The 26,063-nt window shown below is 59.7% G+C and carries 15 protein-coding genes and 6 pseudogenes; 9 read left to right on the forward strand and 12 right to left on the reverse strand.

From position 1 onward, the window contains the following. Positions 1-149 precede the first annotated feature (149 nt). Complete coding sequence (locus CIT37_RS35445) at positions 150-926, reverse strand: EAL domain-containing protein (RefSeq protein WP_014498043.1); 777 nt, start codon at positions 924-926, stop codon at positions 150-152. Between the two features lie 322 nt (positions 927-1,248). On the opposite strand from CIT37_RS35445, the gene CIT37_RS35450 reads away from it, so the two are divergent. The 3 genes and pseudogenes from CIT37_RS35450 to istB (CIT37_RS35460) all read left to right on the forward strand — a co-directional run bounded on the left by CIT37_RS35450 (position 1,249) and on the right by istB (CIT37_RS35460) (position 4,282). After that, positions 1,249-2,037 carry a hypothetical protein gene (locus CIT37_RS35450; protein WP_223153754.1) on the forward strand — a complete coding sequence of 263 codons (789 nt, stop codon included), beginning with the start codon at positions 1,249-1,251 and terminating at the stop codon, positions 2,035-2,037. A gap of 128 nt (positions 2,038-2,165) precedes the next feature. Next, a pseudogene (gene istA / locus CIT37_RS35455) lies at positions 2,166-3,542 on the forward strand (IS21-like element ISFK1 family transposase); the annotation flags it as partial. Positions 3,543-3,550: 8 nt separating this feature from the next. Continuing rightward, on the forward strand, positions 3,551-4,282 hold the full coding sequence (istB, locus tag CIT37_RS35460) for an IS21-like element ISFK1 family helper ATPase IstB (RefSeq protein ID WP_014497992.1): 732 nt from the start codon (positions 3,551-3,553) through the stop codon (positions 4,280-4,282). A 71-nt stretch (positions 4,283-4,353) separates the two neighbouring features. On the opposite strand, the pseudogene tnpC reads toward istB (CIT37_RS35460), so the two are convergent. Further along, positions 4,354-4,916, reverse strand: a pseudogene (tnpC, locus tag CIT37_RS35465) (IS66 family transposase); the annotation flags it as partial. A gap of 1,078 nt (positions 4,917-5,994) precedes the next feature. On the opposite strand from tnpC, the pseudogene CIT37_RS35470 reads away from it, so the two are divergent. Beyond that, positions 5,995-6,192 (forward strand): annotated as a pseudogene (locus CIT37_RS35470) (transposase); the annotation flags it as partial. Positions 6,193-7,015: 823 nt separating this feature from the next. On the opposite strand, the gene istB (CIT37_RS35475) reads toward CIT37_RS35470, so the two are convergent. The 5 genes and pseudogenes from istB (CIT37_RS35475) to CIT37_RS35495 form a co-directional block, all read right to left on the reverse strand. Then, positions 7,016-7,825, reverse strand: coding sequence for an IS21-like element ISBj11 family helper ATPase IstB (istB, locus tag CIT37_RS35475; protein WP_018270204.1), 810 nt, complete (start codon positions 7,823-7,825; stop codon positions 7,016-7,018). Continuing rightward, a complete protein-coding gene (gene istA, locus CIT37_RS35480) occupies positions 7,822-9,336 on the reverse strand; it encodes an IS21-like element ISBj11 family transposase (protein ID WP_039228609.1) in 1,515 nt (504 codons plus the stop codon). The genes istB (CIT37_RS35475) and istA (CIT37_RS35480) overlap by 4 nt, the downstream gene beginning before the upstream one ends. 465 nt (positions 9,337-9,801) lie before the next feature. Beyond that, positions 9,802-10,014: a hypothetical protein gene (locus tag CIT37_RS35485; RefSeq protein WP_225005521.1), complete on the reverse strand. Its 213-nt coding sequence runs from the start codon at positions 10,012-10,014 to the stop codon at positions 9,802-9,804. A 592-nt stretch (positions 10,015-10,606) separates the two neighbouring features. After that, positions 10,607-10,912: pseudogene (locus tag CIT37_RS35490) on the reverse strand (HigA family addiction module antitoxin). A gap of 51 nt (positions 10,913-10,963) precedes the next feature. Further along, complete coding sequence (locus CIT37_RS35495) at positions 10,964-11,263, reverse strand: type II toxin-antitoxin system RelE/ParE family toxin (RefSeq protein ID WP_231088546.1); 300 nt, start codon at positions 11,261-11,263, stop codon at positions 10,964-10,966. A 453-nt stretch (positions 11,264-11,716) separates the two neighbouring features. Between CIT37_RS35495 and CIT37_RS35500 the strand changes: the two genes are divergently transcribed. Beyond that, on the forward strand, positions 11,717-12,034 hold the full coding sequence (locus tag CIT37_RS35500) for a hypothetical protein (protein WP_011084451.1): 318 nt from the start codon (positions 11,717-11,719) through the stop codon (positions 12,032-12,034). A 17-nt stretch (positions 12,035-12,051) separates the two neighbouring features. Here the strand turns inward: CIT37_RS35500 and CIT37_RS35505 are convergent, their stop codons facing one another. Continuing rightward, entirely contained in the window at positions 12,052-12,462 is a 411-nt protein-coding gene (locus tag CIT37_RS35505; protein ID WP_011084450.1) for a tyrosine-type recombinase/integrase, read from the reverse strand. Positions 12,463-12,838: 376 nt separating this feature from the next. On the opposite strand from CIT37_RS35505, the gene CIT37_RS35510 reads away from it, so the two are divergent. Further along, positions 12,839-13,195: a hypothetical protein gene (locus CIT37_RS35510; RefSeq protein ID WP_028182256.1), complete on the forward strand. Its 357-nt coding sequence runs from the start codon at positions 12,839-12,841 to the stop codon at positions 13,193-13,195. A gap of 840 nt (positions 13,196-14,035) precedes the next feature. Further along, on the forward strand, positions 14,036-14,269 hold the full coding sequence (locus CIT37_RS35515) for a cold-shock protein (protein WP_018647867.1): 234 nt from the start codon (positions 14,036-14,038) through the stop codon (positions 14,267-14,269). Between the two features lie 320 nt (positions 14,270-14,589). On the opposite strand, the gene glmS is transcribed toward CIT37_RS35515, so the two are convergent. Then, positions 14,590-16,416 carry a glutamine--fructose-6-phosphate transaminase (isomerizing) gene (gene glmS / locus CIT37_RS35520; protein WP_011084447.1) on the reverse strand — a complete coding sequence of 609 codons (1,827 nt, stop codon included), beginning with the start codon at positions 16,414-16,416 and terminating at the stop codon, positions 14,590-14,592. A gap of 1,332 nt (positions 16,417-17,748) precedes the next feature. Here glmS and gmd point away from each other — a divergent pair. Both gmd and CIT37_RS35530 read left to right on the forward strand, forming a co-directional pair. Then, positions 17,749-18,834, forward strand: coding sequence for a GDP-mannose 4,6-dehydratase (gene gmd / locus CIT37_RS35525; RefSeq protein ID WP_014498053.1), 1,086 nt, complete (start codon positions 17,749-17,751; stop codon positions 18,832-18,834). Then, the gene (locus CIT37_RS35530) at positions 18,806-19,813 is read left to right on the forward strand and encodes a GDP-L-fucose synthase family protein (protein WP_095424407.1); all 1,008 of its coding nucleotides are present in this window, start codon (positions 18,806-18,808) and stop codon (positions 19,811-19,813) included. Before gmd ends, CIT37_RS35530 begins: the two co-directional genes overlap by 29 nt. A gap of 274 nt (positions 19,814-20,087) precedes the next feature. On the opposite strand, the gene CIT37_RS35535 is transcribed toward CIT37_RS35530, so the two are convergent. The 3 genes and pseudogenes from CIT37_RS35535 to panB form a co-directional block, all read right to left on the reverse strand. Continuing rightward, positions 20,088-23,204: an efflux RND transporter permease subunit gene (locus CIT37_RS35535; RefSeq protein ID WP_028153850.1), complete on the reverse strand. Its 3,117-nt coding sequence runs from the start codon at positions 23,202-23,204 to the stop codon at positions 20,088-20,090. 510 nt (positions 23,205-23,714) lie between these two features. Then, positions 23,715-24,580: pseudogene (gene panC / locus CIT37_RS35540) on the reverse strand (pantoate--beta-alanine ligase). Then, positions 24,534-25,420: pseudogene (gene panB, locus CIT37_RS35545) on the reverse strand (3-methyl-2-oxobutanoate hydroxymethyltransferase). Before panB ends, panC begins: the two co-directional pseudogenes overlap by 47 nt. Positions 25,421-26,063 lie beyond the last annotated feature (643 nt).

Consider the following 26,063-nt stretch of genomic DNA (forward strand, 5'->3'; position numbering starts at 1 on the left):
GAGTTGGCGCGGGGCCCGGCGCCGATCGGCACGTTAAGCCGTTGACATCATTAATCTGGGCAGGGTCATTCCATCCGCCGATTCACACAAAGCGCCTGATCGCCCGCGGCGAAGCGCTGCGCGCGATCGATGGCGACACTCGCGCCTGACTAGGCGCCATGCGTCAGGACGATCGGCTCTTTCTCCGAGAAGTGCGTGCGCGAGCGGGCGAACTTCTTGACGCCCATCGGCTTGCCGAACAGGTAACCCTGGACCTGATCGAAATCCATCTCATGTGCGGCAAGAAAGTCCGCGCGCGTCTCGCCCCCCTGCGCAATAACCTGCGCGCCGGAGTCGTGTGCGAGCTCGACGATACGCCGGCACACCGTCTGCTTGAGGCGCTGATCCGCGCAACCGGTGACGTATTGATGGTCGACCTTCAGCTGGACGAACGGAAAGTTCGGCAATCCCAGCAAGGATGGCCACTTCGCGCCGACATTGTCGATCGAGATGCCGATATTGTGCAGGCGAACGCGCCGGGCGACATCGATCGCCAGGTCGAGATTGTCGATCACCTCGGCGCTGTCGATCTCGATCAGCAGGCCGGCGAACGCCGCATGATCCGGAATCCGGTAGCAAAGCTCGCGCACCGCAGCATCGTCGGCCAGAAACGAGATCGGCAGGTTGATCGAGAGATCGACCGGTCCGATCTGCCCGAGCAGATAGCGCCAGTCCTCGATCGCGCGCGCGATCACGAACTCGGACAGCGCATGAAAATGCGGATCGCTTTCGTCGGGGATGAAGTAGGCAGGCGGCACGACGCCCCATGCGGGATGGCGCATCCGGATCAGCGCCTCGGCGCCGCTCGGAACCAATGTCCGGAGATGAAGTTTCTGCTGATACCACAGCTCGAGCGAGCTGGCTTTCAGCGCTTCGGGCACATCCACTGCCGGGCTCGGTGCGGGCTCGAGCGGCATCAATGACGCAAGAATCGTCGACAATTTGTGGAAGGGCTCGCAACCGGAGACGGTTGAGATGTATTTGGCGAGCGACTTTGAACACGGCGCCTTGCCGTCTCCTCAATCCCAGCGATGCCGCCCTTCACCTTCTCGAAGGCGGCCGTGAAACAATCACCCCACTGGTGACGAGCGCCTTCATCGCGGTCGATACTGCGGTGAGCGCGGTCCCCAGGAAGCCGCGGCTGCATCGACGGACAAGGCATCGAAGACTCAGAAGGATTTCAACTTTTCGGTGATGGGCGGAAAAAACGTGGTCGATCAGTTCATTGCATCGCAAAGCAAGTCGCCGGAGGGAATGAAGGCCGAGGTGGCAACCTATGGACTGCTTCCCGGCGCAATGGAGGCGATGAAGCTGCAATTGCAAACGGAGTCGATCGCGCGGGCGAACAACACCGCGATCACCGCCGCGCAGCAGGTGCAGCTCGACCTGCTGAAGCAGAAGACTTCGGAATACGCCATGACGCTGGCCGGGCTCCAGACGATCCAAGCGAACTTGACTCCCTCTGAGAGTTACCTACAGGAGCCTAAGATCCAAGCGCAATTCAACGCCAATACGATCAGTGCGCAGCAATTCCTGGATGCGCAACAAAGGCTAGCGGAGAACGCCCAATCGACGTGGAACACCGCCGGCGCCTCCATGGCGGGCGAATTTGCACAACTCTCGCAGGAATTCGGCAAGCACAGCATGGCTATGGCGACGGCGGCTAAAGCGTTCGGCATTGTCGAGGCAAGGATCAACACTTACACCGCCTTCACGAAGGCGTTGGCATCGGCCGTGCCGCCATTCAATGATGCGTTGGCTGCGGGCGTGCTCGCTGCCGGTATGGCCAAGGTCGCCGCGATCAGCTCTATGTCGACACCTAGCTTTAGCACCGGCGGCTTCGTCTCCGGCGCTGGGACAAGCGTCTCGGACAGCATTCCCGCAATGCTTTCCAATGGCGAATTCGTTGTGAATGCCGAAGCTACGCAACGCAACAGGCGGGAAATCGCCCAGCAAAGCGGTTCTCGTCAGTTTCATGCGCGTTTCGCGGGATCGTGAGCGCGGATTTCAGGGGATCGTGAGCAACGATTTCGCGGGATCGTGAGCAAGGCTTTCGGAGCCTTGCAGCGCTTCGGCCGACAACTCAACCGGCTTAGGGATGACCTCGTGGTTAACGAGGAAGTCCAATGCCTACCCAGAGATTGTCGATGCGCCGGATCAAGGAAGTCCTTCGGTTAAAACATTTTCAAGGCCTGCCAGAGCGGGCCATCGCGCGGAGCGTGGGCGTCAGCAACGGCGTTGTGCACAGCTACCTGAGCCGCGCCCGCTCTGCTGGGTTGAGCTGGCCGCTTCCGGAGGGAATGACCGATGAAGACCTGGAGCTTTTGCTTTTCCCGGCCCCACGACCAGCGTCTCAGAGCCCGCAGCGGCCGGTGCCCGACTGGAGCTACATCGATAAAGAGCTCCGCCGGCGCAACGTAACCCGTCGCCTGCTCTGGGAGGAGTATCGCGCCGTTAATCCCGACGGTTTCGGGTACACGTGGTTCTGCACTACCTACGAGGCCTGGAAGGGGCGGGTCCGACCTTCGATGCGGCAGATTCATCTGGGCGGCGAGAAGGTGTTCGTGGATTTCGCCGGCGACACCATCGACATCGTCGATCCCCTGACCGGGGAAGTGCAGCCGATGAAGCTGTTCGTCGCGGCGATGGGCGCTTCGAACTACACCTACGCCGAGGCCTGCCCCAGCGAGAGCTTGGCCGACTGGATCCGGGCCCACGTCAACTTGTTCACGTTTTTGAGCGGAACGCCGACGTTCGTGGTCTGCGACAACCTCAAAGCCGCCGTCAGCAACCCCGACCGCTACGATCCCGGCCTCAATCGCACTTATGCCGAGATGGCGAGCCATTACGGCACCGCCATTCTCGCCGCACGGCCGCGGCGCCCAAAAGACAAGGCGAAGGTCGAGGTCGCGGTGCAAATCGCCCAGCGCTGGATTCTGGCCCGGCTGCGCAATCAGCGCTTCTTTTCCCGGGCCGAGCTCAACGCCGGCATCAAGACACTCGTCGACGAACTCAATGCTCGTCAAATGCGTGGCTTCGGCTCAAGCCGCGCCGAACTGTTTGCCGAACTCGACAAACCCAAGCTAACCCCGCTGCCAGATCAGCCTTATGCCTTCGCACGCTGGAAGCGCTGCCGCCTCGCTCCCGATTATCATGTCGAGGTCGACGGCCATTGGTACTCCGCGCCGTATCGTCTGATTGGCGAGCTGGTCGATGCCCGTATCGACGATCGGACGGTCGAGATCTTCCACAAGGGCCAGCGGATCGCCAGCCATGCCCGCGCGCCCAACCGACGCGGACACACCACCATCGCCGACCACATGCCCAGCGCCCATCGCCGCTACGGCGAATGGACCCCCGCCGCGGTGATCGCCGCCGGCGAGCGGATCGGTCCTTCGACAGCAGCGTTTTTCCAGGCCGCGATCGACGCCCGGCCCCATCCAGAACAAGGCTTTCGAACCTGCCTTGGCATTCTGGCGCTCGTCAAAAGCTACGGCGCCGACTGACCGGAATGGCCAAGGCCTTCGAGGAGCAGCGCCGATCGCCCGATCTCGAAGCCCTGCCGTTCGAAGATCGCATCGGCCTGTTGGTCGACCGCGAAGCCGCCGAACGCGACACCAGGCGGCTCACCACGCGCCTCAAGATCGCCGCACTGCGCCAGACTGCTTGCGTCGAGGACGTCGATCTGCGCACCCCGCGGGGCATCGACCGCGCCGTTTTCGCCAAACTCGTCGAAGGTCGCTGGATCGATCGCCACGAGAATTTGCTCGTCACCGGGGCAACCGGCCTGGGCAAAAGTTGGTTAGCCTGCGCGCTCGGCCACAAGGCCTGCCGCGACAACCGATCAGTCCTCTATCATCGCGTTCCAAGGCTGTTCGAGGCGCTCGCGCTCGCGCGCGGAGACGGACGCTACGCCCGACTCCTCAAAAGCCTCGGCCGCGCTCAGCTTCTGATTTTGGATGATTGGGGACTATCGGTGCTCACCGCCGCGGAACGCCGCGATCTGCTCGAAATCCTCGAGGACCGACATGGCCGCGCATCCACCATCGTCACAAGTCAGCTCCCCGTGGACACCTGGCATGGAGCCATTGGGGACCCCACGGTCGCCGACGCCATTCTCGATCGCCTCGTCCACAACGCCCACCGCCTCCAGCTCACCGGAGAAAGCATGCGAAAACGCAGCGCCAAAACCATCACCCTTGACGGCAACCAGAACACTGACTCTATCTCCCATCGGCCGTAGCGGGCTGCTCACGATCGTCTGAATTCAGTGCTCACGATCGCGCGAAATCGATGCACACGATCCGTGAAATCCGCAGTCTGCAGCAGTGTTGCGATGGTCGCCCAGGTTCGTCCGCCGCCGTCGCTGCCCGCGAACAGGCTATTCTTTCTTGTAATTGTCTGCGGTCTGATGGCGCGCTCGACGATGTTGGAGTCGAGCTCGATGCGGCCGTCGAGCAGGAAGCGTTCGAAGATGGCACGGCGCGAGACAGCATAGCGGATCGCCTCGGCCAGTTTGATTTGCCGGAGATCCGCCGCAAGGTCTGCTGCCAGAGATCGAAGAGATCTGCGACGACAGCCGCGGAGGCTTGCTGGCGCGCGGCAACGCGGGCGTCGGGGCTTTGACCGCGCACGGTCTTCTCGACCTGCCAGAGCTTCGCCATCCGCTCGAGCGTCGCCGTTGCCACTTCCGAGCTCCCTGCAACATGCAGCTCATAGAACTTGCGCCGGCTGTGTGACCAGCAGCCGGCCAACGTGATGCCATCATCGCCGCGATCGGATCGCGCGAGCTTGTTATAGGCGGCGTAGCCATCCACTTGGAGGATGCCGCGATAGCCATTGAGATGCCGGACGGCGCATTCGCCGGCGCGGCTAGGTGAACTCGCCTTGCTGGTCCTAGGCGCTACAGCGAAATCTGGCCATCTTAGCGCTCCTGCTGCGGCGAGGGCGGCGGCACCTCGGTCAAAGTGTCGGCGTCGCGGTCGTAAGCGCGTAGTAAACGCTGGCCTGGCCTCGCCGGCGGCGCAGCCGGCGGACGTTGTCGAAGCCCTGCCCCAAGTGGGGCGGCACTGGATCGCCGGCCGCGTGCTCTGCGCAGCGGGTTTCGAGCCACCCTTTGTTGGCATGCAGCCGGCCTTCCGCGCCGCAAATCTCGCAGGTGCAGGCGGAGCGGGCGACGGCCAGGTCAACTGCATGGCCGATCGCGGACTCGGTGGACTTCGAGGCTTCGGTGTCCCATCGACGAGCAGGATGCCCATCTTCTGCTTGATGCGGACGAATTCGAAGGTCTCGCCGTCGCGGAGCGCGACTTCGATCCTGCGACAGAGCCGGACCAGGATATCCTGCCACCCTCGCTCGCAGTGCGGGTAGCCGAACGAGCGACTAGGCTCCTCGGCCGTCGTGAGGAACAGACGCGGGTGCCACAGCATGAGGTCGCGGCGCCAATCCATGTCATTACTTCCCCATCTCATTACTCCCGACCTCCAGGCTGGAGGGGCGATATCGACAAGAACATCGTTCGCGCGATCGTACCGCCTGCAGGTGACCTTATGACCGACGACGCGCTGCAGAATGCAGATGTTCTCCAGCCCCGGACACCTCTCGACGGCCGTGCCCTGGGCATGAGTCTCGCAGCGGATGCCATCCCCCTCCGAGCTCGATCTCGATGGTGAGGTCCGCAGCAGGTGAGCGCGCGCGGAGAATCGCGATGCACATGGCGCAGATGGGCGCGGGCCGCGCCGATACGCCGGTGGAGGGGGCGCCGCTCGATCGAGTTCGACCCGCGTGACCTCGGGATACTCGAGCCCATCACGGAGGCGGCCGCCAGCTACTAACTCGAGCTCTCGGCTCTGGAATAACATCGGCCTGCCCGCACTTCGTGCTCCCGGTGCCGCTGTCCCGATGGTCGCACCATACTCCACGATGTAGAACACCGCAGCGGGAACGTTGGCACCGAGACATCTCACCAATTTGCTCGATCGCCTCAACGAGGAGATCAGGCGGCGAACCTATGTCGTGCGAATCCTCCCCAATGCCGAGAGCTGTTTAAGGCTGGTACGGGCGCTGACCGTCGAGCGCCATGAGGCCTGGCTCGAGGACCATCGCCATCTAAACATGGATCTGCCGAAGGAGCACAAGGAGGCGCTACGCCGGCGGCCTGACGATGCTCAGGCCCACCAAGGGGATGCACGCCCCCCTCTCCGCCGCCGTCGCTCGCCAGGGCTACGCTTTTGCGCAAGCGAGCGACGGCGGCTCCGAGGGGATGGCTCGGCCGGATCCCATAATCGATTTTGCTGAACTTGACGCACAGAACTGCCGATCCGGGCCGTCGTCGTGGTGCGGCTGCCGCTGATCGTAAGCGAGCCGAACGCCTTTCGTCTGCGGCCTGAACGTCTTTATTGTCTCCACGGCAAGCGGCCCCGTGGGCCGCTTTTCGTTTTGTGAATGGGCGCGCAGTCTCGTCAGCTTTCAGTAAGCTAGTCCCAATAATTGGTTGTTGGGTTTAGCGGGGGTGGCACGGACATTGCTGTGGTTTCCAGAGCAGTGGGGTGGAGTGTCACCTTCCGCTAAACTCACCAGCAGTGCGGATGCGGCAGGTGCTTCAACTCAGCCCCCCTGGTCGGTCGGCACCGTGTCGCGCCCACTGCTTCTAAATCACGGGCCATTCCCGGTTCTGTAAGTTACGCTCGTTCTGCGAGCGATGACCTCCCGGTCAGCTTCTTCCGCTGCTTTGAGGCTGGCCGTGTGGGGGTTAGCGGCGCGTGGCAGGGACAGCGCTTCCCCTGTGTATGCGTGGGGGTTACTTGAGCGCCGAGTCACGTGACCGCTAACTATCGGCAGTGCGTATAGCGCGACGATCTGGGTCGGAAGAGCGCGGCGATCAGGATGGCGAGTCAGTGTCGCGGCGCGATGATGATCGCCGCGATGATTGTCGCGCGCAAGAGTTTTGTTTGCTTTGATTGTCGCGGAGCGTCAATCAAGCGAGCGTTTTTTGTGTCGCGTGCTCCGGTGGCCGCCCTGGACCACGCTTTCGCTCGAGGGCAGTCCGCCTGCGATAGCTCTCGACGTTCATCTCGACGATGGTGGCGTGGTGAACAAGGCGATCGATCGCCGCGAGGGTCATAGCTGGGTCCGGAAAGACCTTGTTCCATTCTCCAAAGGGCTGATTGGCGGTGATCAGCAAAGAGCGTCGCTCGTAGCGTGCGCTGATGAGCTCGAACAGCACACTGGTCTCGGCCTGGTCCTTGGTGACATAGGCAAGATCGTCCAAGATGACGAGATCGAAGCGATCGAGGCGGTTGATGGCGCCCTCGAGGTTGAGCTCGCGGCGAGCCACCTGGAGCTTCTGCACGAGATCGGTGGTGCGGGTGAACAGGACGCGCCATCCGTTCTCGATGAGGGCCAAGCCGATTGCTGCCGCCAAGTGGCTCTTGCCTCCACCGGGCGGACCAAACAGCAGCAGATTGGCGCCCTTGCCGAGCCAGCCGTCGCCGGCGGCGAGTGCGGTCATTTGCGCCTTGGAGATCATCGGCACGGCCTCGAAGTCGAAGCTGTCAAAGGTCTTTCCGGTAGGCAGCCGCGCCTCGACGAGATGGCGCTCGATGCGGCGGCGGCCGCGCTCAGCGATCTCGTGCTCGGCAATGGTGGCGAGGAAGCGCGCCGCCGGCCAGCCTTCTTTATCGGATTGCTCGGCAAATTGCGGCCACAGCGCCTTGATGGCGGGCAGCCGCAGCTCGTTGAGCAACAGATTGAGGCGCGCGGTGTCGACTACGTTGGTTGTGCTCATGCGGCGCCTCCGATCTCGGCGGTACCGATGAGGCATTCATAGGTGGCGAGCGGTGCGAGGCGTACCACGACGTTCGGCACCTGGGCGGGATCCGGGGCGAAGTGAGTACGTAGCCGGTTGAGGTCGGGCAGCCGGCCGTCGTTCAGGTCAGCCGTGAGCTGATTGGCGAGTTCGGCCTCGCAACCGCGCTCATGGGCGAGTGCGAGGAGATCGACCATGATCCGGCAGGCCTTCTTGTCCGGTAAGCGTTTGCGCAAGACGTCGAAGGCTCGGCGGTAAGCTTCCCGGGGGAACAGCTGGTCGCGGTAGACCAGGTTGAGGAGCGCCATCGGCTTGCGCCGCAAGGAATGGATCACGTGCCGATAATCGACGACCTGATCGTGCTTGCCATTGGGATGCGGCCGCCCGCGCGGCAAGGTGAGGAGATGCGTGCCGCCGACAAACACGTCGAGGTGATCGTCATACAGGCGCACCCGCAGCCGATGGCCGATCAAGCGCGACGGCACCGTGTAGAACACCTTGCGCAAGGTGAAGCCGCCGGACGACGTCACGTGGACGATCACCTCTTCATAGTCCGACGTGCGGCGGTCCGGCAGATCCTGAAGTGCGCTACGTTCACTGTCGATCCGCTTGGCGTTGCGGGCATTGCGGCGGCTGGCGATCTCATCGATGAAGCCACGATAGGCAGCTAGATCGTCGAAGTCGGCGGTGCCACGCAGCAACAGCGCGTCGCCGATCGCTCGCTTGAGATGACCATGCGAACTCTCGATCGCCCCGTTCTCGTGGGCGATGCCACGATTGTTGCGGGAAGGCCGCATGCCGTAATGGGCACAGAGGTCTTCGTATCGCCGCGTCAGATCGTCTTTGGCGTCGCGGTCGAGATTGCAAAAGGCGGCCGACAGGCTGTCGGTGCGATGCTCCCGTGGCGCCCCACCGAGTGACCACAAGGCATTCTGCAGGCCTTCGGCCAGAGCGACGAAGCTCTCACCGCCGAGCACGACATGGGCGTGCTCAAACCCGGAATAGGCCAGCCGGAAGTGATAGAGACGATGGTCGAGCGGTACGCCCGCGATCGTGACACCCAATTCGCCCATGTCGGTGAAGTCGGACAGGCCGCGCTGACCGGGTTCGTGGGTCTGGCGGAAGATGACCTCCTGCTCCTCGCCGTGGATCGCCCGCCAGGCCCGGATCCGGCGCTCCAGCGTGCGACGGATGCCGGCGCCGAGCTCGGGATGGCGTCGGAGCAACTCCTCGAAGATCGTGACCGGCCGCACACCGGGGGCGGCCTTCAGCATCGGCGCGATATCTGTCTCAAATACGCGGGCCAAGGGATCTGGCCGGCGACGGCCGCGGGGAGCCTTCTTCTGCGACGGAAGGCGTCGATCCTTCTCGATCCGGTAAGCGGTCGAGGTGCTGAACGAAGCCTTGGCGGCGGCCACGGGTGGGCTATCGGTCTGACGGTACTTCATGTAGAGCCTCATTTGGTGATCGGTAATGTGTCGGCCTGGCACGCGAGTGATTCCTCTTGGCGGAAGAACCACTTGCATAACCAGCCGGCCGCGATCACCAGTCGGCGCGGTCCGCTGTGGATCGCGCCGACGCCGGGCTCGTAACTCCGGTCGGGCTACGCCCTCCCTGCGTCACGAGCCCGGCGTAGCCCTCTCATCATGGTCGACGCTCCACTTCCATCCTGTTCGCCGCGCGGCAAGTGCGGGCGGGGCAGGGACAGCGTCCGCTCCGGCGCAACCGAACGGCGCCGAGTCTCACCCGCACTGCCTGCGATCTGAGGCTGATCCCCGAGCCCCGCGAGGCTGCAACCCCGGTTCTGGTAGTTGTGCCACGGCTTTTTGCGATGAATGTATCCCACCGTCAGCTTCTTCCGCTGTTTGAGGCTGGCGCGTGGTAGGGAGAGCGCTTTTTCTCCAAGCGGGCGCCGAGCCACGTGGCCGCTAACGTTCCCGCTGTTTAGGTCGCGGCTACCACCTTGAGCGGCCTGTCGACCCGGGACCGGTATGATCCTTTAGGCCATCGATCACCTTGAGCGCCACTTCGAGTTCATCTCGAAGATGCTTCGTAATCCGCAGTCCGCTCGCAAGCTCCTCGCGGCTGATTTCCGCGCCGTGGGCGACTTTTTGTTCTAGGTCGCGTATAGCGTGGTCGATCTTGTGCAGCGAGAACGTGCCAAGCATCATTTGGCTCCGTCCACGATTAAGGGTCGGTCATCCGGCCGCGCGGGTAGGACCCACAACGTAAAAATGCGTCCACTACATGGTTGAGTAAAGCGGGTGGCGTTGGGGGAAAATCTTTTCCCATCTCGCGTCTGAGCGCCTCGAATTCGGCTAAGGTCGAAAGAGGGCACTCCGCCACCGCGTCCATTTTTGAGCAGATAACTTCAACCCGGAATCGCCGAGCGGCCAGCTGCTCTTCAGTTCGCTGTGGCCCGTAGGTGTCTTCTGCCGGGGTATGGCTTGGCCTACGGGCGTAGTCCGTGAATGCTTGGATTGCCGCCCCCACATCGGTCCTAGGCACGGCGGTTACTCCTATGAGCGGAGCCAGCTCGAACAGTTGCGGGCCGAGCGCTTCAATATGACATGCACGCGGGGCGCGGCACCCCACCGGTACTGGTAGGTGCTCTCCAGTTCTTCTCCACCATACAATGGTAGCACCTTGGGGAATTTGAACCTCTCGGGCGTAAAGGTGGCCAGCCCCTGTCTTCGAGGACGGGCTGGCTACCATCGCTTGCGACACCGTTTGGGCGACCCCGCACCCGGACTCGTCGCCCTAAGCCGGTTCCAGCATCTTGATCTCGCTGACATCAACTTCGCGTCGGCGTGCCACGCATCGGGGGCTGCCTGCAAACGAAGCTAGATGGCCGGGCCGTTGCCGACCGGCTTTCCAATCCGGGCGGCCACGTTCGGACTGACCGGCTTCTTCTCCGCGAGGATGTCGTGCAGATGCTGCCTGGAATCCCAGCGCTTCTGCAATCTCGGTCTTAGACTTCCTGATGTACTGTAGAATTTCATCAAGGACGGCGCCCGGATGAGACGGGCAGCGGTTAGGATCGCGCTTAGCCTTCTGCTCTGCCATTGATGCTCTCCAGCATGTCGGAGCCCTCATGGCTTATTCGGTATTCTGCGTTCAGTGGTACTGGTCAAAGTCAACCTTGAATGCATCGCTTCCTTCAAACTCGAATGTGATGCACCACGGGCCATTGATGTGAATCGTGTAGCGCACGGACTTTCCGGCCAGCTTGTGGAAATCGTTGCCTGTCAGCTTCAGTTCGGAACTGTTGACGGCTTCGTTGAGCGTATCGAGACGAACTCCTATAGCGCGACAATCAGGATGAGAGCGCGATGCGCTTGTGCATTCTCTTGTCGACGCAGCCGGTTCGCCGCTAGTGGCGCGGCCATACTGCCTAAGATCACAACTGATCGCCAAGCGCTGGCTACGACCAATCCTGGTAGTTGTGATAGGGGCGTTCGCCGAATATGCATCCCGGTTAGCTTCTTCCGCTGCTTGGGCTGACCATGGTGAAGTTAGCGGTGAGTGGTAGGGACAGCGCTTCCTCGGTTCACGTCAAAGCGCCGAGTCACGTGCAGCTATCTACTGTGGGTCCGAATGGGCGGTGACAATCAACACTCGAAATCTTCGGCAGATCACAGCCCTGCGGTCGCAAGCGCTTGAGGTGCTTGCAGCCAATCAGGCCCGGGCCGCCGATCAGTCTTTGAGCCCGGCAGATCGCCAAGTCGCGACGTTTGATGCCGAGGAGGCTCAGGCAGTGTTGGGCATACTCGATAGCGTGAAACTCAACCTGGGCCGAAGGAGGCAGGCAAGATCGCTGCACGCATACGCGCTCTTCTAGAGGGCGTCTCGTGGGCGCTGGCGTGTTTGGTGCCTGATCATGATTCGGTTCCCCGTCAAACCAAAACTCAGATACTACAGTGGCGTGAACCGAAAGTTGCAGCGCAAAAAAAGCGGGTTTATAACGCGGTTGCGCATCGCGCCGCCAATCACCTTAATACCCAGATCGCGAACAATGAGAGCGACACCCAGCAATATATGTTCGCTAACATCGCTTACGATATCGGCGCTTCGACGGATGACGTGCGATCTGCCCTTTCAAACGGCGGGTACAACGGCGTAACATTCATGGGCATTAGCGCAGAGGAGCGGACAGCACTGGCTCGATACAGACGAGAGGGGAGCTGAAGTGTCGCAGAAGTTTGCTAACCGGTGATTGTGATTAAATGCTTTTCAATCCGCTGGAATCGCTTCTCGCTTCTCTTCGAACATATGCCATCGCGCATAGACGCATGAACGATGGTCGCGGCTGTACGCCTGAGGTCATGGGGCGTAAAGGCTACCAGCTCATTGTCTTCCAACAAGCGCCGCACAGCCTGGCTCATACAGTGGCTCGCAAGCACCCCAACGCTTTCGAAGCGACTGGCAACGACGGGTCTGTTGCCTTGGTCCTCTCCCTTCTCTGGCTTGCCGATCTCCAAGGCCGCCTCGATCAACTTGACGGCAGTCGGGAAGAGCGGGACTGTGTGCTCCGCTTTCTTGTTCTTCGTCCGTACAGCGGGAATGATCCAGTGGGGCTTTTCCCCGTGTAGGCCGTGAAGCTCGGAACGCATCATGCTCGCGACTTCGCCCCGGCGCTGGGCTGTCAGCAATACGGACTTTCAGCGCCAAGCGCGTTCCATCCGTGATGCCCGCTTCCTCATCGTTGAGGATCGCAAAGAAGGCTTCAGTTCGTCGAGTGTTAGAACGCGGTCCTTCTCGACTTCCTTGCCACCAACTTTCTTCATGCCGTGCAGGAAATTCTCAGTCAAATCTCGCGGTCGTTCGCATACCCCGCAAATGGTGCGGATATCCGCTTAAGCAATCCCGATGAGCAAGTGCTACCAAATGAGATAGGTTCGACATGTTGCCGGTTGTGGTACTTTCCGAAGCTCTTGGTCGGATCTAGACCACGCAGCGAGCTGCGATCCTGTTTAGACGGAGAGACGTTGAATGACCGCGAGAAGTCCCGAATACGAGAAACGCGAACGGAAGACCCATCCAGAGCCCGAACGGGCCGCCCAGGCTTCAGCCTCTGAAGCGGGAGGCACCACGCACGATGTTGGAGAATCAGCGAGGGCTGCATCAAGCCATTCATTTGCGTCTCCGGAATGGAAAAAATCCCTCGAAGAGACAACAGACCTGTTCGCTGCGGCGTTGAAGGACGGGTCAAAGCTGGCTGCTTCCTCTCTGCACGCTCAGGTCAATCTTCTGAAGAATCTTGCCAATTCCAAAACTCCCTCGGACGTGATGAAGTGCCATCTGGATTTCGCGGAGCAGTTCTGGTCGAAATCGTTCAGCAAAGGCTGAGAGATAAGATCATTTAGAGCGGGCCGTCATCTGCGGCTAGCTGAGCAATTCGCCAAGCGTGAAATAGGGTCGATGGCGCTCTATTACCTCCGAGGTGAACGCACCTTTGGCAAGCCTGACAATCACCCCAGTCCAGCTTCGCTACTTGCTCGACTACCCATGCGAATGCTCCTCCTCGTGAGGCTCAGTGATTCTGAGATGGAGATGGTCGAGCTCGTGATTGCGTAGTTTTCGAGCCTCAATCGCGCACGGCGTGTTGGAGAACGGGTGCGCGTCCGAAGGGAGACGATCGATTAAAAGGCCCGCTTGCCTGCTGTTCAATACGCCAGCGAAATTTCTGTGTGCTTAGCAGGTCGGATGAATGCCGCCATCGCGTACAGGCCGGGCGTGCAAGAGAATGCGCTGGGCCGTGATGGGCAGCACGTTGTCGGGGCAATTTGGCGGCGCGAGCGTGAGCCTGCAGTCCGAAGTTCGGCGGGACCAACTGGGACGGACAGTGCCCCCGTCGGCCATCAGTTTTCAGACCAAAGCGAACACCTTGACCCTGTAGCCCGCCACGAAGCGCCTGCAGAATCTCCGATTCTCGATTCGGCACGACCCTTGCTCGGTCCTGGGCAGCATCACCGAGTCTCCAGATGCGGTAATGTTAGGGGCGGGCTCGTCGCTTCTAGCGCCTGGTCCGCCCCGCCGGTTTGCTGTGAGGCGAGGTGAGTCAGGATGTTTCAAGTGGTGGCGCTCATCTTCGCTCGCGCTCGTCGCCGCCGAGTTAGGAACGGAAAGTGCACCCGCAGCTCCGGAGTAGTAGGCGGCGATATCGAGCCGCAAGACCGTGGAACAAACATGCGCACCGGAACAGTAGTGTCGTACAGCGTTGAAAAGGGCTGGGGGTTCATTCGGCCTGACTATGGCGACGGCAAGGATTTGTTCGTGCACATATCGGACCTTCGCGGCTGCGCAGGGGCTGATCTGGTGTCCGGCACGCGCGTGACTTTCGGTATTCGTTTCAATAAACAGCGCTCGAAGTACAGAGCCGTCGAAGTCAGGCTGCGCGCTCCGGGGCATGGCGACCAGTGAATCCGATTGATGGCGACCACCATTTCCGATCGATGACGACCACCTGTTCCGGTCGATGGCGACCAGGGCAACAGGGCTGTGGACGGGCGTGATGAACGCCGTCCCAGTCGTGCAACATCCCGGATCGCCCCTAGGCTAGTCGATTCTGCTATACGAGGCTGATGGCAGCATCAGCTAAGTTCACCAAAACCGCACGACAGCTACGAGCGACCCGGATTGGGAACTTGTCGGATTCCGTCCCCGCAGAACCTAGGCCACCAAACCCGCGCCGAATGGCTCGAGGCCGAGACCTCAATGCTTTGATACTAACTTCTCCAGCCTCATTCCACCGTGACCGATTTTGCAAGATTACGCGGCTGATCCACGTCCGCCCCCCTTGCGACCGCGGTATGGTAAGCCAAGAGCTGGACCGGAATGGCATAGACCAGCGGCGTAAAGCTTGCGACCATTGCCGGCAGCACGATGGTCAGGAGCGTGTCTACCATCGCTTCAGACGCACCCTTCGCATCGGTGATCAGGATGATCTTGCCGCCCCGAGCGGCCACCTCTTGCATGTTAGAGACGGTCTTCTCGAAGACCTCGTCGTAAGGCGCGATCACCACCACAGGCACAGCCTCATCGATCAGTGCGATCGGGCCGTGCTTGAGCTCGCCGGCGGCGTAGCCCTCTGAGTGGATATAGGAAATTTCCTTCAACTTGAGCGCGCCCTCCAAGGCCAAGGGGGCCGATGTGCCACGACCGAGATAGAGTACTGTCCTCGCGCCGGCGATATAACGCGCGAGCTTCTCAATCTGGGGCTCGACCAACAGGGCCGCAGCAATCAATCGCGGCACCTCAATGAGCTCGCGCACGAGCTGCGATTCATCGATTTCAGACAGCTTACCCCGCTCCTTAGCTGCTCTGACGGCAAGCACCCCCAATACCATCAGCTGGCAGATAAATGCCTTGGTGGAAGCGACGCCGATTTCTGGCCCTGCCAGGGTAGGCAAAACGGATTCGCTCTCGCGCGCAATCGTCGACGTCGGTACATTAACCACAGATATCGTATGCAAGCCCTTGCCCTTGGCGTATCGCAAGGCAGCTAATGTGTCAGCGGTTTCGCCCGATTGCGAGATGACTATTGCGAGATCGCCTCGGCGCAAAGGCGCCTCCCTGTAGCGGAATTCAGAGGCTACATCGACGTCGCAAGGCAAACGCGCGAGCCTCTCGAACCAGTATTTGGCGATGTGCCCAGCGTAGCTAGCCGTGCCGCACGCAGTAATTGAAATGCGCTGAATGCAATTAAAGTCGAAGGGCAACGCGAGCGGCAGGGCGACGCGTTTGGCCGCAACATCGAGATAATGCGCCAATGTCTTGCCGGCCACTGTCGGCTGCTCGTGAATTTCTTTGGCCATGAAGTGGCGGTAATTCGCTTTGTCCACAAGGAGCGCTGATACGCCAGATTTTGATGTTTCCCGCTGGACGATAGAGCCGTCTGCACCATAAATCACGCACGTTGCGCGCGTAAGCACGGCCCAGTCGCCGTCTTCAAGGTAGGTGACGGTGTCGGTCAAAGGTGCGAGCGCAATTGCGTCCGAGCCTAGATACACTTCGCCGCGACCATGTCCGATCGCGAGCGGCGAGCCCTTGCAAGCACCGATCAAAAGATCGTCGTTCGCTTTGAAAAGGAATGCCAACGCGAAGGCACCACGCAGTCGCGGCAGTGACGCCTGTACCGCATCCTGCGGCGAGTAGCCATTCTTGAGATAGGAATCGACGAGATGCGCCACTACCTCGGTGTCCGTCTCCGAGTTAAAGCCGGCTCCATTCCGCTCCAACTCGGCTCGCAGCTCGCGGAAATTCTCAATGATCCCGTTATGAACGACCGCGACATTCTCCGTCGCATGCGGATGAGCATTGCTTTCGGTCGGCTTTCCATGAGTCGCCCAGCGGGTGTGACCGATGCCAGCATGCCCCGACGGCGGACAATAGCGCAGCTGCTCCTCAAGGTTCCTCAGCTTACCTTCGGCGCGGCGGCGCTCGATCCGGACTCCTTCGAGAGTTGCGAGGCCCGCGGAATCGTAGCCACGATATTCCAATCGCCTGAGCGACGCGACCAACTTATCAACGACCGGACCACGGCCCAAAATGCCAACAATTCCACACATATCAATCCATGCAGCCCAGCTTCAAGAAGTCTGACGTTCCTCCAACAGGAGCACCGTCGCAAACTTCGTTTGCCCAAAGGTAACAGGTTTAGGTTCGGGATTTTCAGCGGGCGCCGTTATCACCGCCGCATTCTCTGGCCTCATTTAGATCTCCCGGCCATCATCGCTTCGCCCAGCTAGATTCCGCTTTTGGCTGGCCGATCGAAGAAACACTGCGATGCCATCGCCATTGGCGTGACTGCCTGAAGCAGAATCAGATGCGCTAGTGCGCCTGCACGGCGCATCCAAGTCCGCCCAAACAGGCTCGCTCGACGGCCTCACTAACTGTCGCCGGCGCAACAAGCCGCTGCCAAGATGTATCAAATAGTCTCGCTCCATAGATTGAGGGCATTCGAACAGAACGGAAAGCCAATTATCCTACGGTGAAGCAGGTTATCTTGCTTGGCTCACTCTCACCGAGGAGCCATTTCAGGACGCAGTTTGTGTTCTCAGAAGAAGCGAGAAGCGATGCCAGCTTGCCGGGCACGGTCAATATGGCAACAACTGAGTCCTCGCGTCTCACTAATCATTCTCCCGGGCGAGTGACGCTTCGTCTGGGCTTCGCTCCATTTCAGACAGAAAGATGAGATCTGCCCACGTTCCGCATAGTCCCTGCTCATCTCTTTGCGCAGCTGCTCCCGACTTGCTGGAAACACACTTGCGATGAGGGTTTAAGAGACTTTTCATGATTGGACAGAGGCAACTTATGCCCGGTCAAGTTAGAGGACTGGCATCAAAGCTCCATTGTACGAACGTAAGATTTCGATATCGAAACGTTACAAAGTCTATACCAACGTTTGCCTTTCTTTCTCATTCTGTTTTGCATCAGGCCGTCCATTGCCTACCCGCAATTAGCAAAGCGGCGCTGATTATGAGCCGCGAAGGCTGCGTCTTCTAGTCGGAAGTCTCACCACGTCACTCTTCCGCGCCATGAGGGACCAAACGGAAAACATACCTGCGCGCGTGGAAAGATAAGGACCCCAGAAATATCGCGAGGAGGCAAAGCGCCCCCGAGCGCGTCTAACAGGGCCTACCATCCATCCCGCCTGCTTGGGATCGTCGCCGTTGCGAGGGTTCGCTCGACTTTCATCTTTGAAGCTCATGCGCCGGCATCATTCAGTCCACCTAAATCAATGTATATGGTGTGTTTTCCTGAGTCCGGTGTATGACTTGGCTTGCCGAGCGTATCCTTTAATTGCGATGGAGCGCGCATCCGCATATCGATCTTTTCGAGAAGCGGCTTCGCAATGATTTCTCAGAGTGCAGCTCTTTCCGGTGCAACTAAGGAAGACCATGACGGTTCGCAACTCAAAGGGGCGTGTCGCTCTCATCACCGGCGTGACCGGTCAGGACGGCGCCTATCTCGCCGAATATTTGCTGTCGCTCGGCTATGTCGTGCACGGCATCAAGCGGCGCTCGTCCTCGTTCAACACCGCGCGCGTCGATCACCTCTATCAGGACCCGCATGTCGGCAACGTTCCGTTCCTGATGCACTATGGCGACATGACGGATTCGACCAATCTGATCCGCCTGGTGCAGCAGATCCGGCCGACCGAGATCTACAATCTCGCAGCTCAAAGCCACGTCGCCGTCAGCTTCGAGAGCCCGGAATACACCGCCAATGCCGACGCCATCGGCGTGCTGCGCCTGTTGGAAGCGATCCGCATCCTCGGCATGGAGAAGGAGACGCGGTTCTACCAGGCCTCGACCTCCGAGCTCTACGGCCTGGTGCAGGAGATCCCGCAGAAGGAGACGACGCCGTTCTATCCGCGCTCGCCCTACGGCGTTGCCAAGCTCTACGGCTACTGGATCACGGTGAACTACCGCGAAGCCTACGGCATGTTCGCGTCGAACGGCATCCTGTTCAACCATGAGAGCCCGATCCGCGGCGAGACCTTCGTGACCCGCAAGATCACCCGCGGCGTCGCGCGTATCGAGGTCGGGCTGGAACAGACGCTCTATCTCGGCAATCTCGAAGCCAAGCGCGACTGGGGCCATGCCAGGGACTATGTCGAGGGCATGCACAAGATCCTGCAGGCCGACAAACCCGACGACTTCGTGCTCGCCACCGGCGAGATGCGCTCGGTGCGCGAGATGGTCGAGCTGTCCTTTGCCCATGTCGGCCGTCGCATCGCCTGGCGCGGCAAGGGCGTCGAGGAGACCGGCGTCGACGAGACGAGCGGCAAGATTGTGGTGAAGATCGATCCGACCTATTTCCGTCCGACCGAGGTCGATCTTCTCGTCGGCGACGCCAGCAAGGCGCGCGAGGTGCTCGGCTGGACGCCGAAGCGCAGCTTTGCCCAGCTCGTCGAGGAGATGATGACGAGCGATCTGGCGGAGACAAAACGGGATGCGGCCAGTGGCAAACGCACCGTTTGAGCTGAGGGGCAAGAGCGTCTACGTCGCCGGCCATCGCGGCATGGTCGGAGCCGCGCTGGTGCGCCGGCTGGCACGGGAGGAGGTGCGGCTCGTCACGGTCGACCGGCGCGAGGTCGATCTCTGCAACCAGGCCGCCGTGTTCGACTGGTTCGCCAGGACGCGGCCGCAAGTGATCTTCCTCGCCGCGGCCAAGGTCGGCGGCATCGTCGCCAACAACACGCTGCGCGCCGAGTTCATCTACGACAACATCGCGATTGCGGCGAACGTGATCCAGGCCGCGCATCAGAACGGCGCCGAGAAGCTAATGTTTCTGGGCTCGTCCTGCATCTATCCGAAGCTGGCGCCGCAGCCGCTGCGCGAGGATTCCGTGCTCACCGGTCCGCTGGAGCCGACCAACGAGCCCTATGCGATCGCCAAGATCGCCGGCATCAAGATGGCGGAGGCCTATCGCAGCCAGTATGGCAGCGACTTCATCAGCGTGATGCCGACCAATCTGTACGGCCCCGGCGACAATTATCACCCCGAGCTGAGCCACGTCGTCGCCGCGCTGATCCGCCGCTTCCACGAGGCGAAGGTTTCGGGAGCGAAGCGCGTCATCGTGTGGGGCACCGGCACGCCCCGGCGCGAGTTCCTCTATGTCGACGACATGGCGGATGCCTGCGTGCACCTGATGAAGACCTATTCGTCGCCGGAACCGGTCAATATCGGCACCGGCGAGTACATCACCATCGCCGATTTAGCACTGATGGTCGCGGCCGCCGTCGGCTTTCGCGGTGAAATCAGCTTGGATACGTCGCGCCCGGACGGAACGCCGCGCAAGCTGCTGGATGTTAGTCGGCTGTCCAGACTCGGCTGGCGAGCCACCACCTCGCTCACGGAAGGCATTCAGCTGGCATACCGGGTGTTTTGCGCTGAGAGAGACGGACGGCTCCAGAGTGATCTGCTCGTTCTCGACAAGGCAGCCTGCATCACCGGCTAGATCATATCGAGCAATGTTCCGAAGGGGCTGAGCCTTGCGATGATCTGTCAGCCCTCCTTTTTGATCAAGAGAGCACCGATTCTCCTTTGGTCGAGCTTGGGCGTCAGGTCTCCGTGAATACCCGGCGCCGCTTTAACCTGGGGCGGCAGCAGCGGATCTCCGACTGTTAACCGCCGAAAAGATGCGCCCAGTTTGGCACCAAGCACGCGAAGTTCTCGATGTGTAAAGAACCGTGAAGTGGTCCTAAGCTCCTTCGCGCGTCACACTAGCAAACCTAGATGATTTGATGGTCATGCTTTGTTACCTCGGCATCAGCAGCGCTGGTGAAGTCGCGCTCGGCGAGGTTCGCGCGGACGACACCCCCATTACCACGGTGATCGGACGCGATCGCGACATAGACCGCCGGGAGCACGAATAGCGTGATCAGCGTGCCCGCAGACATGCCAGCGGCGAGAACGAGTCCGATCGAGAACCGGCTCGCGGCGCCAGCTCCGGTTGCCGTCAACAAGGGTATGAAGCCCGTGACCATTGCCGCCGTGGTCATTAAGATTGGGCGCAGTCGGACACGCGCCGCCATCTCTATAGCCGAGCGACGGTCAAATCTCTCCTTGAACTGCAGCTCATTGGCGAACTCAACCATTAGGATGCCGTGCTTTGAAATCAACCCGACCAGTGTCAACAGTCCAACCTGGGTGTAGATGTTCATGGTCGCCCAGCCGAGGAACGGCGGAATCAAGGCGCCGACCATTGCCATCGGCACGCTGATCATGATGATGAGCGGATCGCGCAGACTTTCGAACTGCGCCGAAAGCACTAAGAATATGATGATGAGGGCAAATGCAAAGGTAATCGCCAATTGATTACCCTCGTGCACGTACTGGCGGGCGTCGGCCAGGAAGTCGTAACTGAAGCCTGGGGGCAGTTTCTTCGCCTCGGCTTCTAGGAAATCCACGGCCTGTTCGATCGTGACGCCGGGCATCGGCACGGCCTGAAAGGTCGCGCAGTTGAGCTGGTTGTAGTGGGTGAGCGCATTCGGATCGGTCGCAGTCTCGGTGGAGACTACGGTAGACAGCGGAAGCATCGATCCCGTCGCAGTCTTCACATAATAGCTTCCGATTGATTGCGGCACTAGCCGTTCCTCTCGCGGCACCTGCGGGATCACCTCGTAGGAGCGGCCCTGCAGATTGAAGCGGTTGACGTAATTTCCCCCAAGTAAGGTGGCGAGCGCGTTACCGACGATCTGCATGGTGATGCCAAGCTCGTTAGCCTTCGATCGATCAACCTTGATTCGTACCACCGGCTGGTTGAACTCGAGGTCGGAGTCGCTCACCATGAAGAGGCCGCTCTTCTGCGCGGCATCCTTCAACTTTGACATCTGCTCGTGGATGGATTGAAAGCCAAGAGTCGAATTGATCACCATCTGGACTGGTAGGCCACCAGAACCGCCCGGCAGCGGAGGCAAGCTAAAGGCAAACGCGTTGATGCCTTCGATTTTGGATAGCTCGGCCTGAACAAGCGACTTTAGTACAATCGATGATCGCTTGCGTTCGTCCCAAGGCTTGAGCAACATGCCGGCCATGCCACTCTGCTGGCCGCCAATGCCATTGAACACGAAGCTCAAGTCAGTCTCTGGAACTTTTTTCAACGCGCTTTCAAGCTTGGTGCCATAATAGTCGAGGTAGTCGATATTGGCGTATTTCGGCGCCTTAGTTAGCGCGAATATGATACCTTGATCCTCCTCCGGCGCTAGTTCCTTGGAAATATGCATATAGAGAAAGCCGACAAGTCCCAACATGGTCAGCGCAAATAGGCCGGTAATTGGGCGATAGTCGAGCGAACGGTCGAGCTTGCGGCCGTACCATCGTGTTACGGCACTGAACCCGCGGTTCACAAGCCTTGCAAATCGTCCCCCCTTGGCGCGCCTCAGGAAGAGAGAGCACATCATGGGCGACAGCGTCAAAGCGACCACACCGGACACGATCACCGCTCCTGCCAGCGTGAACGCGAATTCGCGGAACAGGCCACCGGTGAGGCCGCCAAGGAATCCGATCGGGGCATATACCGCAGCCAAGGTAATCGTCATGGAGATAACCGGACCGACGATCTCGCGCGCGCCCCTTGTAGCAGCCTGTAGCGGAGCCGCTCCTTCTTCTAAATGGCGATGAATATTCTCCACCACCACGATTGCGTCGTCGACCACGAGGCCGATCGCGAGAACCATCGCAAGGAGCGTCAGGAGGTTGAATGAGAACCCCAGCGCCAGCATCATGCTGCAGACACCAACGAGAGACAACGGAATAGTAACCACAGGAATGATGACGGACCGCAGCGAGGCCAGGAAAAGAAAGATCACGACGACCACAACCACGACGGCCTCAATGAGCGTCTTCTTCACTTCGTCGATCGATGATTGAATAAACTTGGATGAGTCGTAGGCCACTTTCATCTTCAGCGGCGGCGGCAGGTTACGCTCCATTTCAGGAAACAGCGCCCGAACGCCTCGCACTATGTTTAGCGGATTGCCTTCCGGGCTCGCTTGCACGCCGACAAAGACCGCGTGGTCGCCGTTCATCGTGACGGTAGTGTCCGTCATCTGCGCGGCAAGTTCGACTACCGCAATGTCTTCCATGCGCACAAAGCCACCGTCATTCGCCTTGACAATCATACGCTTGAAATCGTCAACACTCCGCAAATCCGTATTTGCTGTGACATCGGAGATAGTGAAATAGCCCTTGGTCTGGCCTGCCGCAGCCTGGAAGTTGTTAGCTGCGATTGCAGCCGAAACTTCAGCCGGCGATATGCCATGCCCAGCCATTTTCGCAGGGTCTAGCCATAGCCGCATCGCAAAACTCTGGCCGCCTAGGATGTCAGCCGCTGAAACGCCGTCGACGGTTGAGATAACCGGTTGCACGACGCGCGTGAGGTAGTCGGTGATCGCACTGGCCGCTAGCTCATCGCTGGAGAAAGCGATATACATGACAGCATTCGTCTGACCGCTCGACTTCGTGACGACTGGATCGTTTGATTCCTTCGGGATCAGGTATTTGACTGAGTTGACCTTGGAGAGCACCTCCGTGAGCGCTTCGTTTGGATTGAAGTTCAGCTTGATGTAAACTTGAATAGTCGAGACACCAAGCATAGACGAGGAACTGATGTAGTCGACGCCTTCGGCGGACGCGACTGCTTGCTCCAGGGGAGTGGTGATGAACCCCTGGATCATGTCGGCCGAGGCGCCAGGATAGGCAGTCGTGATATTGATGACCGTATTGGTTAGCTTCGGATATTGCCGGATCGGCAGTAGGACCGCGGCGCGCAAGCCGATCAGCAAGATCAGGAAACTCACGACGATTGACAATACCGGACGTTTGATGAAAAGCGCGGTAAATGTCATGTCAACTCGTATTCGGGATTGGGATGTAAATCTGCCACCAACTTTAAGGCAATGGTCAGCAATGCGGCGACTGTGCTAGAGCCCCCGCTGTAGAGCTCGTGCCCTTTTTGCGTTTATCGGCGAAAGGCCCGACAAGAATAGTTGATTAGAACGCAACGACTTCTAGCCGGGCATTAGTTCAGGCTTCGCACTTCGACATCGGAATTACAAACGACCTGACCGGTACTCAACTCTACAAAGGTAAGTGAGTGATATAGCATCGGCTGCAAAGCACTATACCAAGGTTTATCGAGTTCGCCGCTGATCACCGTCGCAAGACTTGCGGAGTTGCTAAACACAAATTCTTAGCCCCGCATATTCAGTGCGCGCCCGCTATCGCTTCGCTAACTCGCCGAACAAAGCCGTCTCGGGGCTTGCCCTCTGCTGCCAGTTCGATATGCCTCTCGGAACAGTGCTTTGAGCGTTTCTGTCAGCTCAATAAGCTGCGCTCTGGCTTGTCCACGCCTTGCGCTACCGAGTTGGCAACGCCAATACCACTTTGTCGATCCGACGCGTTGAGCCAACGTAGGCGGCCGTACATAGCGCCGCGGGGAGTCGCAGTGGACTATCGGCGGTTTTGGGCGTGTCACCGTCGATAAGTCAAGATACTGCAATGTGTCAACCGCCTCCAAATGCCTTGGCAGCCGCAATCAGCTTTTGTACGTTGCACTCTCCAGACCGAAAATCATCGAGCGCCGCGGGCAGCCCCTGGTTGATTGCAAGGGCCTGCTGCGCGCTTCCTAGCTGAGATAGCGATTGCGACTACTCATGGCGGGCCCATCCTTTTCACGAACCGTCGGTACGGTGACGATCTCGATCGGGACATTGAGATCAACCACCATGCGACGCACGACTACGCATTAATGAACATCCTTCTGGCCAAAAAAGCGACGTGGGGCTGCACCATGTTGAACAACTTGCAGACGACAGTCGCCACACCGCGAAAATGTCCGGGCCTGAAAGCGCCGCATAGAGGTTTCGCGAGGTCGCCAGGTCCAACAAAGGTTTCGAAATTGCTCGGATAGACTTCCTGTGCATCGGGCGCGAAGAGGATCGCAACACCAGATCCCGGCACAGTTCTTCATCGCGCAAGAAGTCGCGCAGATAGGTGCTGAGATCTTCATTTGCTCCGAACTGAGTGGGGTTAACGAAGATGCTGACGACGGTCACATCGCATTTTGCTTGGCTCGCTGCGATCAGCGCCAGGTGGCCATCGTGGAGATAGCCCACCGTCGGCACAATCCGGCCCTTTGATTGGCACTGCGGGATTTTGCGAGAGTGCGGCGAAGTTCAGCGACGCTCGTGATAATTTGAGGTGGATGGCGCGCAGTTGGCAATTGCCTCCCCAACGCCTTCGGGAAGCCGATAGGACTCTTGCGGGCCGGGGAACGCGCCACGGCGGACATCCGCTGCCCCGCGCGAAAGCGCATCATGGAACTGCTGAAAGCCTTCCGTATAGGCGGGAACGAATTTGGGGCGATGACCTTCGGTTTGGCCCAGCACGTCATGAAACAGAGCACCTGCTCTGAACAGTCTGGGCCCGAGCCGATTCCGATCGTCGGTATTGTCAAGGAATCGCTTACTCGAGCAGTAAGCTCAGCCGGAGTGCCCTCCAATACCAAAGCGAAACAGCTGGCCTCCTGCAGACGATGAGCATCATCGAGCAAACGCAGCGCTTCATCCACTTTGCGGCCCTGCACTTTGAAGCCGCCCATGACATTAACGCTCTGCGGAATAAGACCGAGATGACCCATCACGGGAATCTCGCAATCGACAATGGCACGCACCATCTCGATTCTTTTGCCACCGCCCTCGAGTCTCGCCGCAGCTGCTCCTCGCTGCAGAAATCCGCCAGCATTTCGTATGGTCTCCTCAACGCTGACGTGGAAGCTAAGAAAGGACATATCGGCGACGAGCAAGGCACGCGGTTTGCTGCGTACGGCGGCTTCGAGGTGATGGTTCATCATCGCAACACTTACTGGAGGCGTGTTTTCGAATCCAAGGCAGACGTTACCCCCGCTGTCACCGACGAGACTGATATCGATGGAAGGATCCGGGATAGGCGCCGCAACCGCGTCGTAGGCAGTCGTCATGACTAGACGCCGGCCGTCCTGCTTCCACCGCTGCAGGAGGGGAATTGTGATGCGGTCGACCGGTTGCTCCGAAACGCGACTCATTTGAACTCAGTTCGATTTTTAGCTGCGAACTGACAAAGCTTTGAACTTCAACCAACTCGCCGCCTATTGCAAAGTTATAGCGATCCCCAGCGCTCGAGTTGATCGAGTATCCCACGCGATCAGCAGTCTGGTTGCTACAATTCTTCAGCGTCAATCCGCTCTTCGTCGCTGTCCAAGAAGGACAAAGGGCAAAAAGTGAGTTGCGTATGGGCTTGGTGGATCCGCGCACCAGCGCCGTTGAGAACACACCATCGCGAGGCACGTGCGCGAGAATGACATAGGTCGAAGTCGCCCATAGGAGTTCTTGTTCCATATCTCCACAAGCCCATCGGTGGAATGGCCACTTCGAAATAAGGATGTGGATCGAGGGTGGCGGAACCGCGACAATGAAGATTGGCCTCCAGCACATCCTTCGCAGCGACTACTTTTCTCGCCAAGTGTTTTGCGCACCCGCGACTTCCCTGTGAGAGCGGAAGAAATCTGTCGACCCGCCAAGAAGAAAGGAAAGACCCTCTCGGAAATCACCCGCAGATGGTGAAAATTCCTTTTGGTTGCGTCATCAACGCCAGAAGGCTTCCTTCGCTTGCTGTAGGTCTTGCGGGCGTGTTCGGCTTCGGCCGATTCGCGGGCCGGCTGTCGCGTC

The organism is Bradyrhizobium ottawaense, from assembly GCF_002278135.3.
In the GTDB taxonomy this organism is placed as follows: Bacteria; Pseudomonadota; Alphaproteobacteria; order Rhizobiales; family Xanthobacteraceae; genus Bradyrhizobium; species Bradyrhizobium ottawaense.

What these genes read in the sequence shown, in the direction of transcription:
- CIT37_RS35515 (WP_018647867.1), top strand. Translation starts at nt 14,036, where the DNA reads ATGCGCACCGGAACAGTAGTGTCGTACAGCGTTGAAAAGGGCTGGGGG.
- CIT37_RS35535 (WP_028153850.1), bottom strand. Translation starts at nt 23,204, where the DNA reads ATGACATTTACCGCGCTTTTCATCAAACGTCCGGTATTGTCAATCGTC.
- CIT37_RS35510 (WP_028182256.1), top strand. Translation starts at nt 12,839, where the DNA reads ATGACCGCGAGAAGTCCCGAATACGAGAAACGCGAACGGAAGACCCAT.
- gmd (WP_014498053.1), top strand. Translation starts at nt 17,749, where the DNA reads ATGACGGTTCGCAACTCAAAGGGGCGTGTCGCTCTCATCACCGGCGTG.
- CIT37_RS35530 (WP_095424407.1), top strand. Translation starts at nt 18,806, where the DNA reads ATGCGGCCAGTGGCAAACGCACCGTTTGAGCTGAGGGGCAAGAGCGTC.
- istB (WP_018270204.1), bottom strand. Translation starts at nt 7,825, where the DNA reads ATGAGCACAACCAACGTAGTCGACACCGCGCGCCTCAATCTGTTGCTC.
- CIT37_RS35485 (WP_225005521.1), bottom strand. Translation starts at nt 10,014, where the DNA reads ATGCTTGGCACGTTCTCGCTGCACAAGATCGACCACGCTATACGCGAC.
- CIT37_RS35505 (WP_011084450.1), bottom strand. Translation starts at nt 12,462, where the DNA reads ATGATGCGTTCCGAGCTTCACGGCCTACACGGGGAAAAGCCCCACTGG.
- istB (WP_014497992.1), top strand. Translation starts at nt 3,551, where the DNA reads ATGGCCAAGGCCTTCGAGGAGCAGCGCCGATCGCCCGATCTCGAAGCC.
- glmS (WP_011084447.1), bottom strand. Translation starts at nt 16,416, where the DNA reads ATGTGTGGAATTGTTGGCATTTTGGGCCGTGGTCCGGTCGTTGATAAG.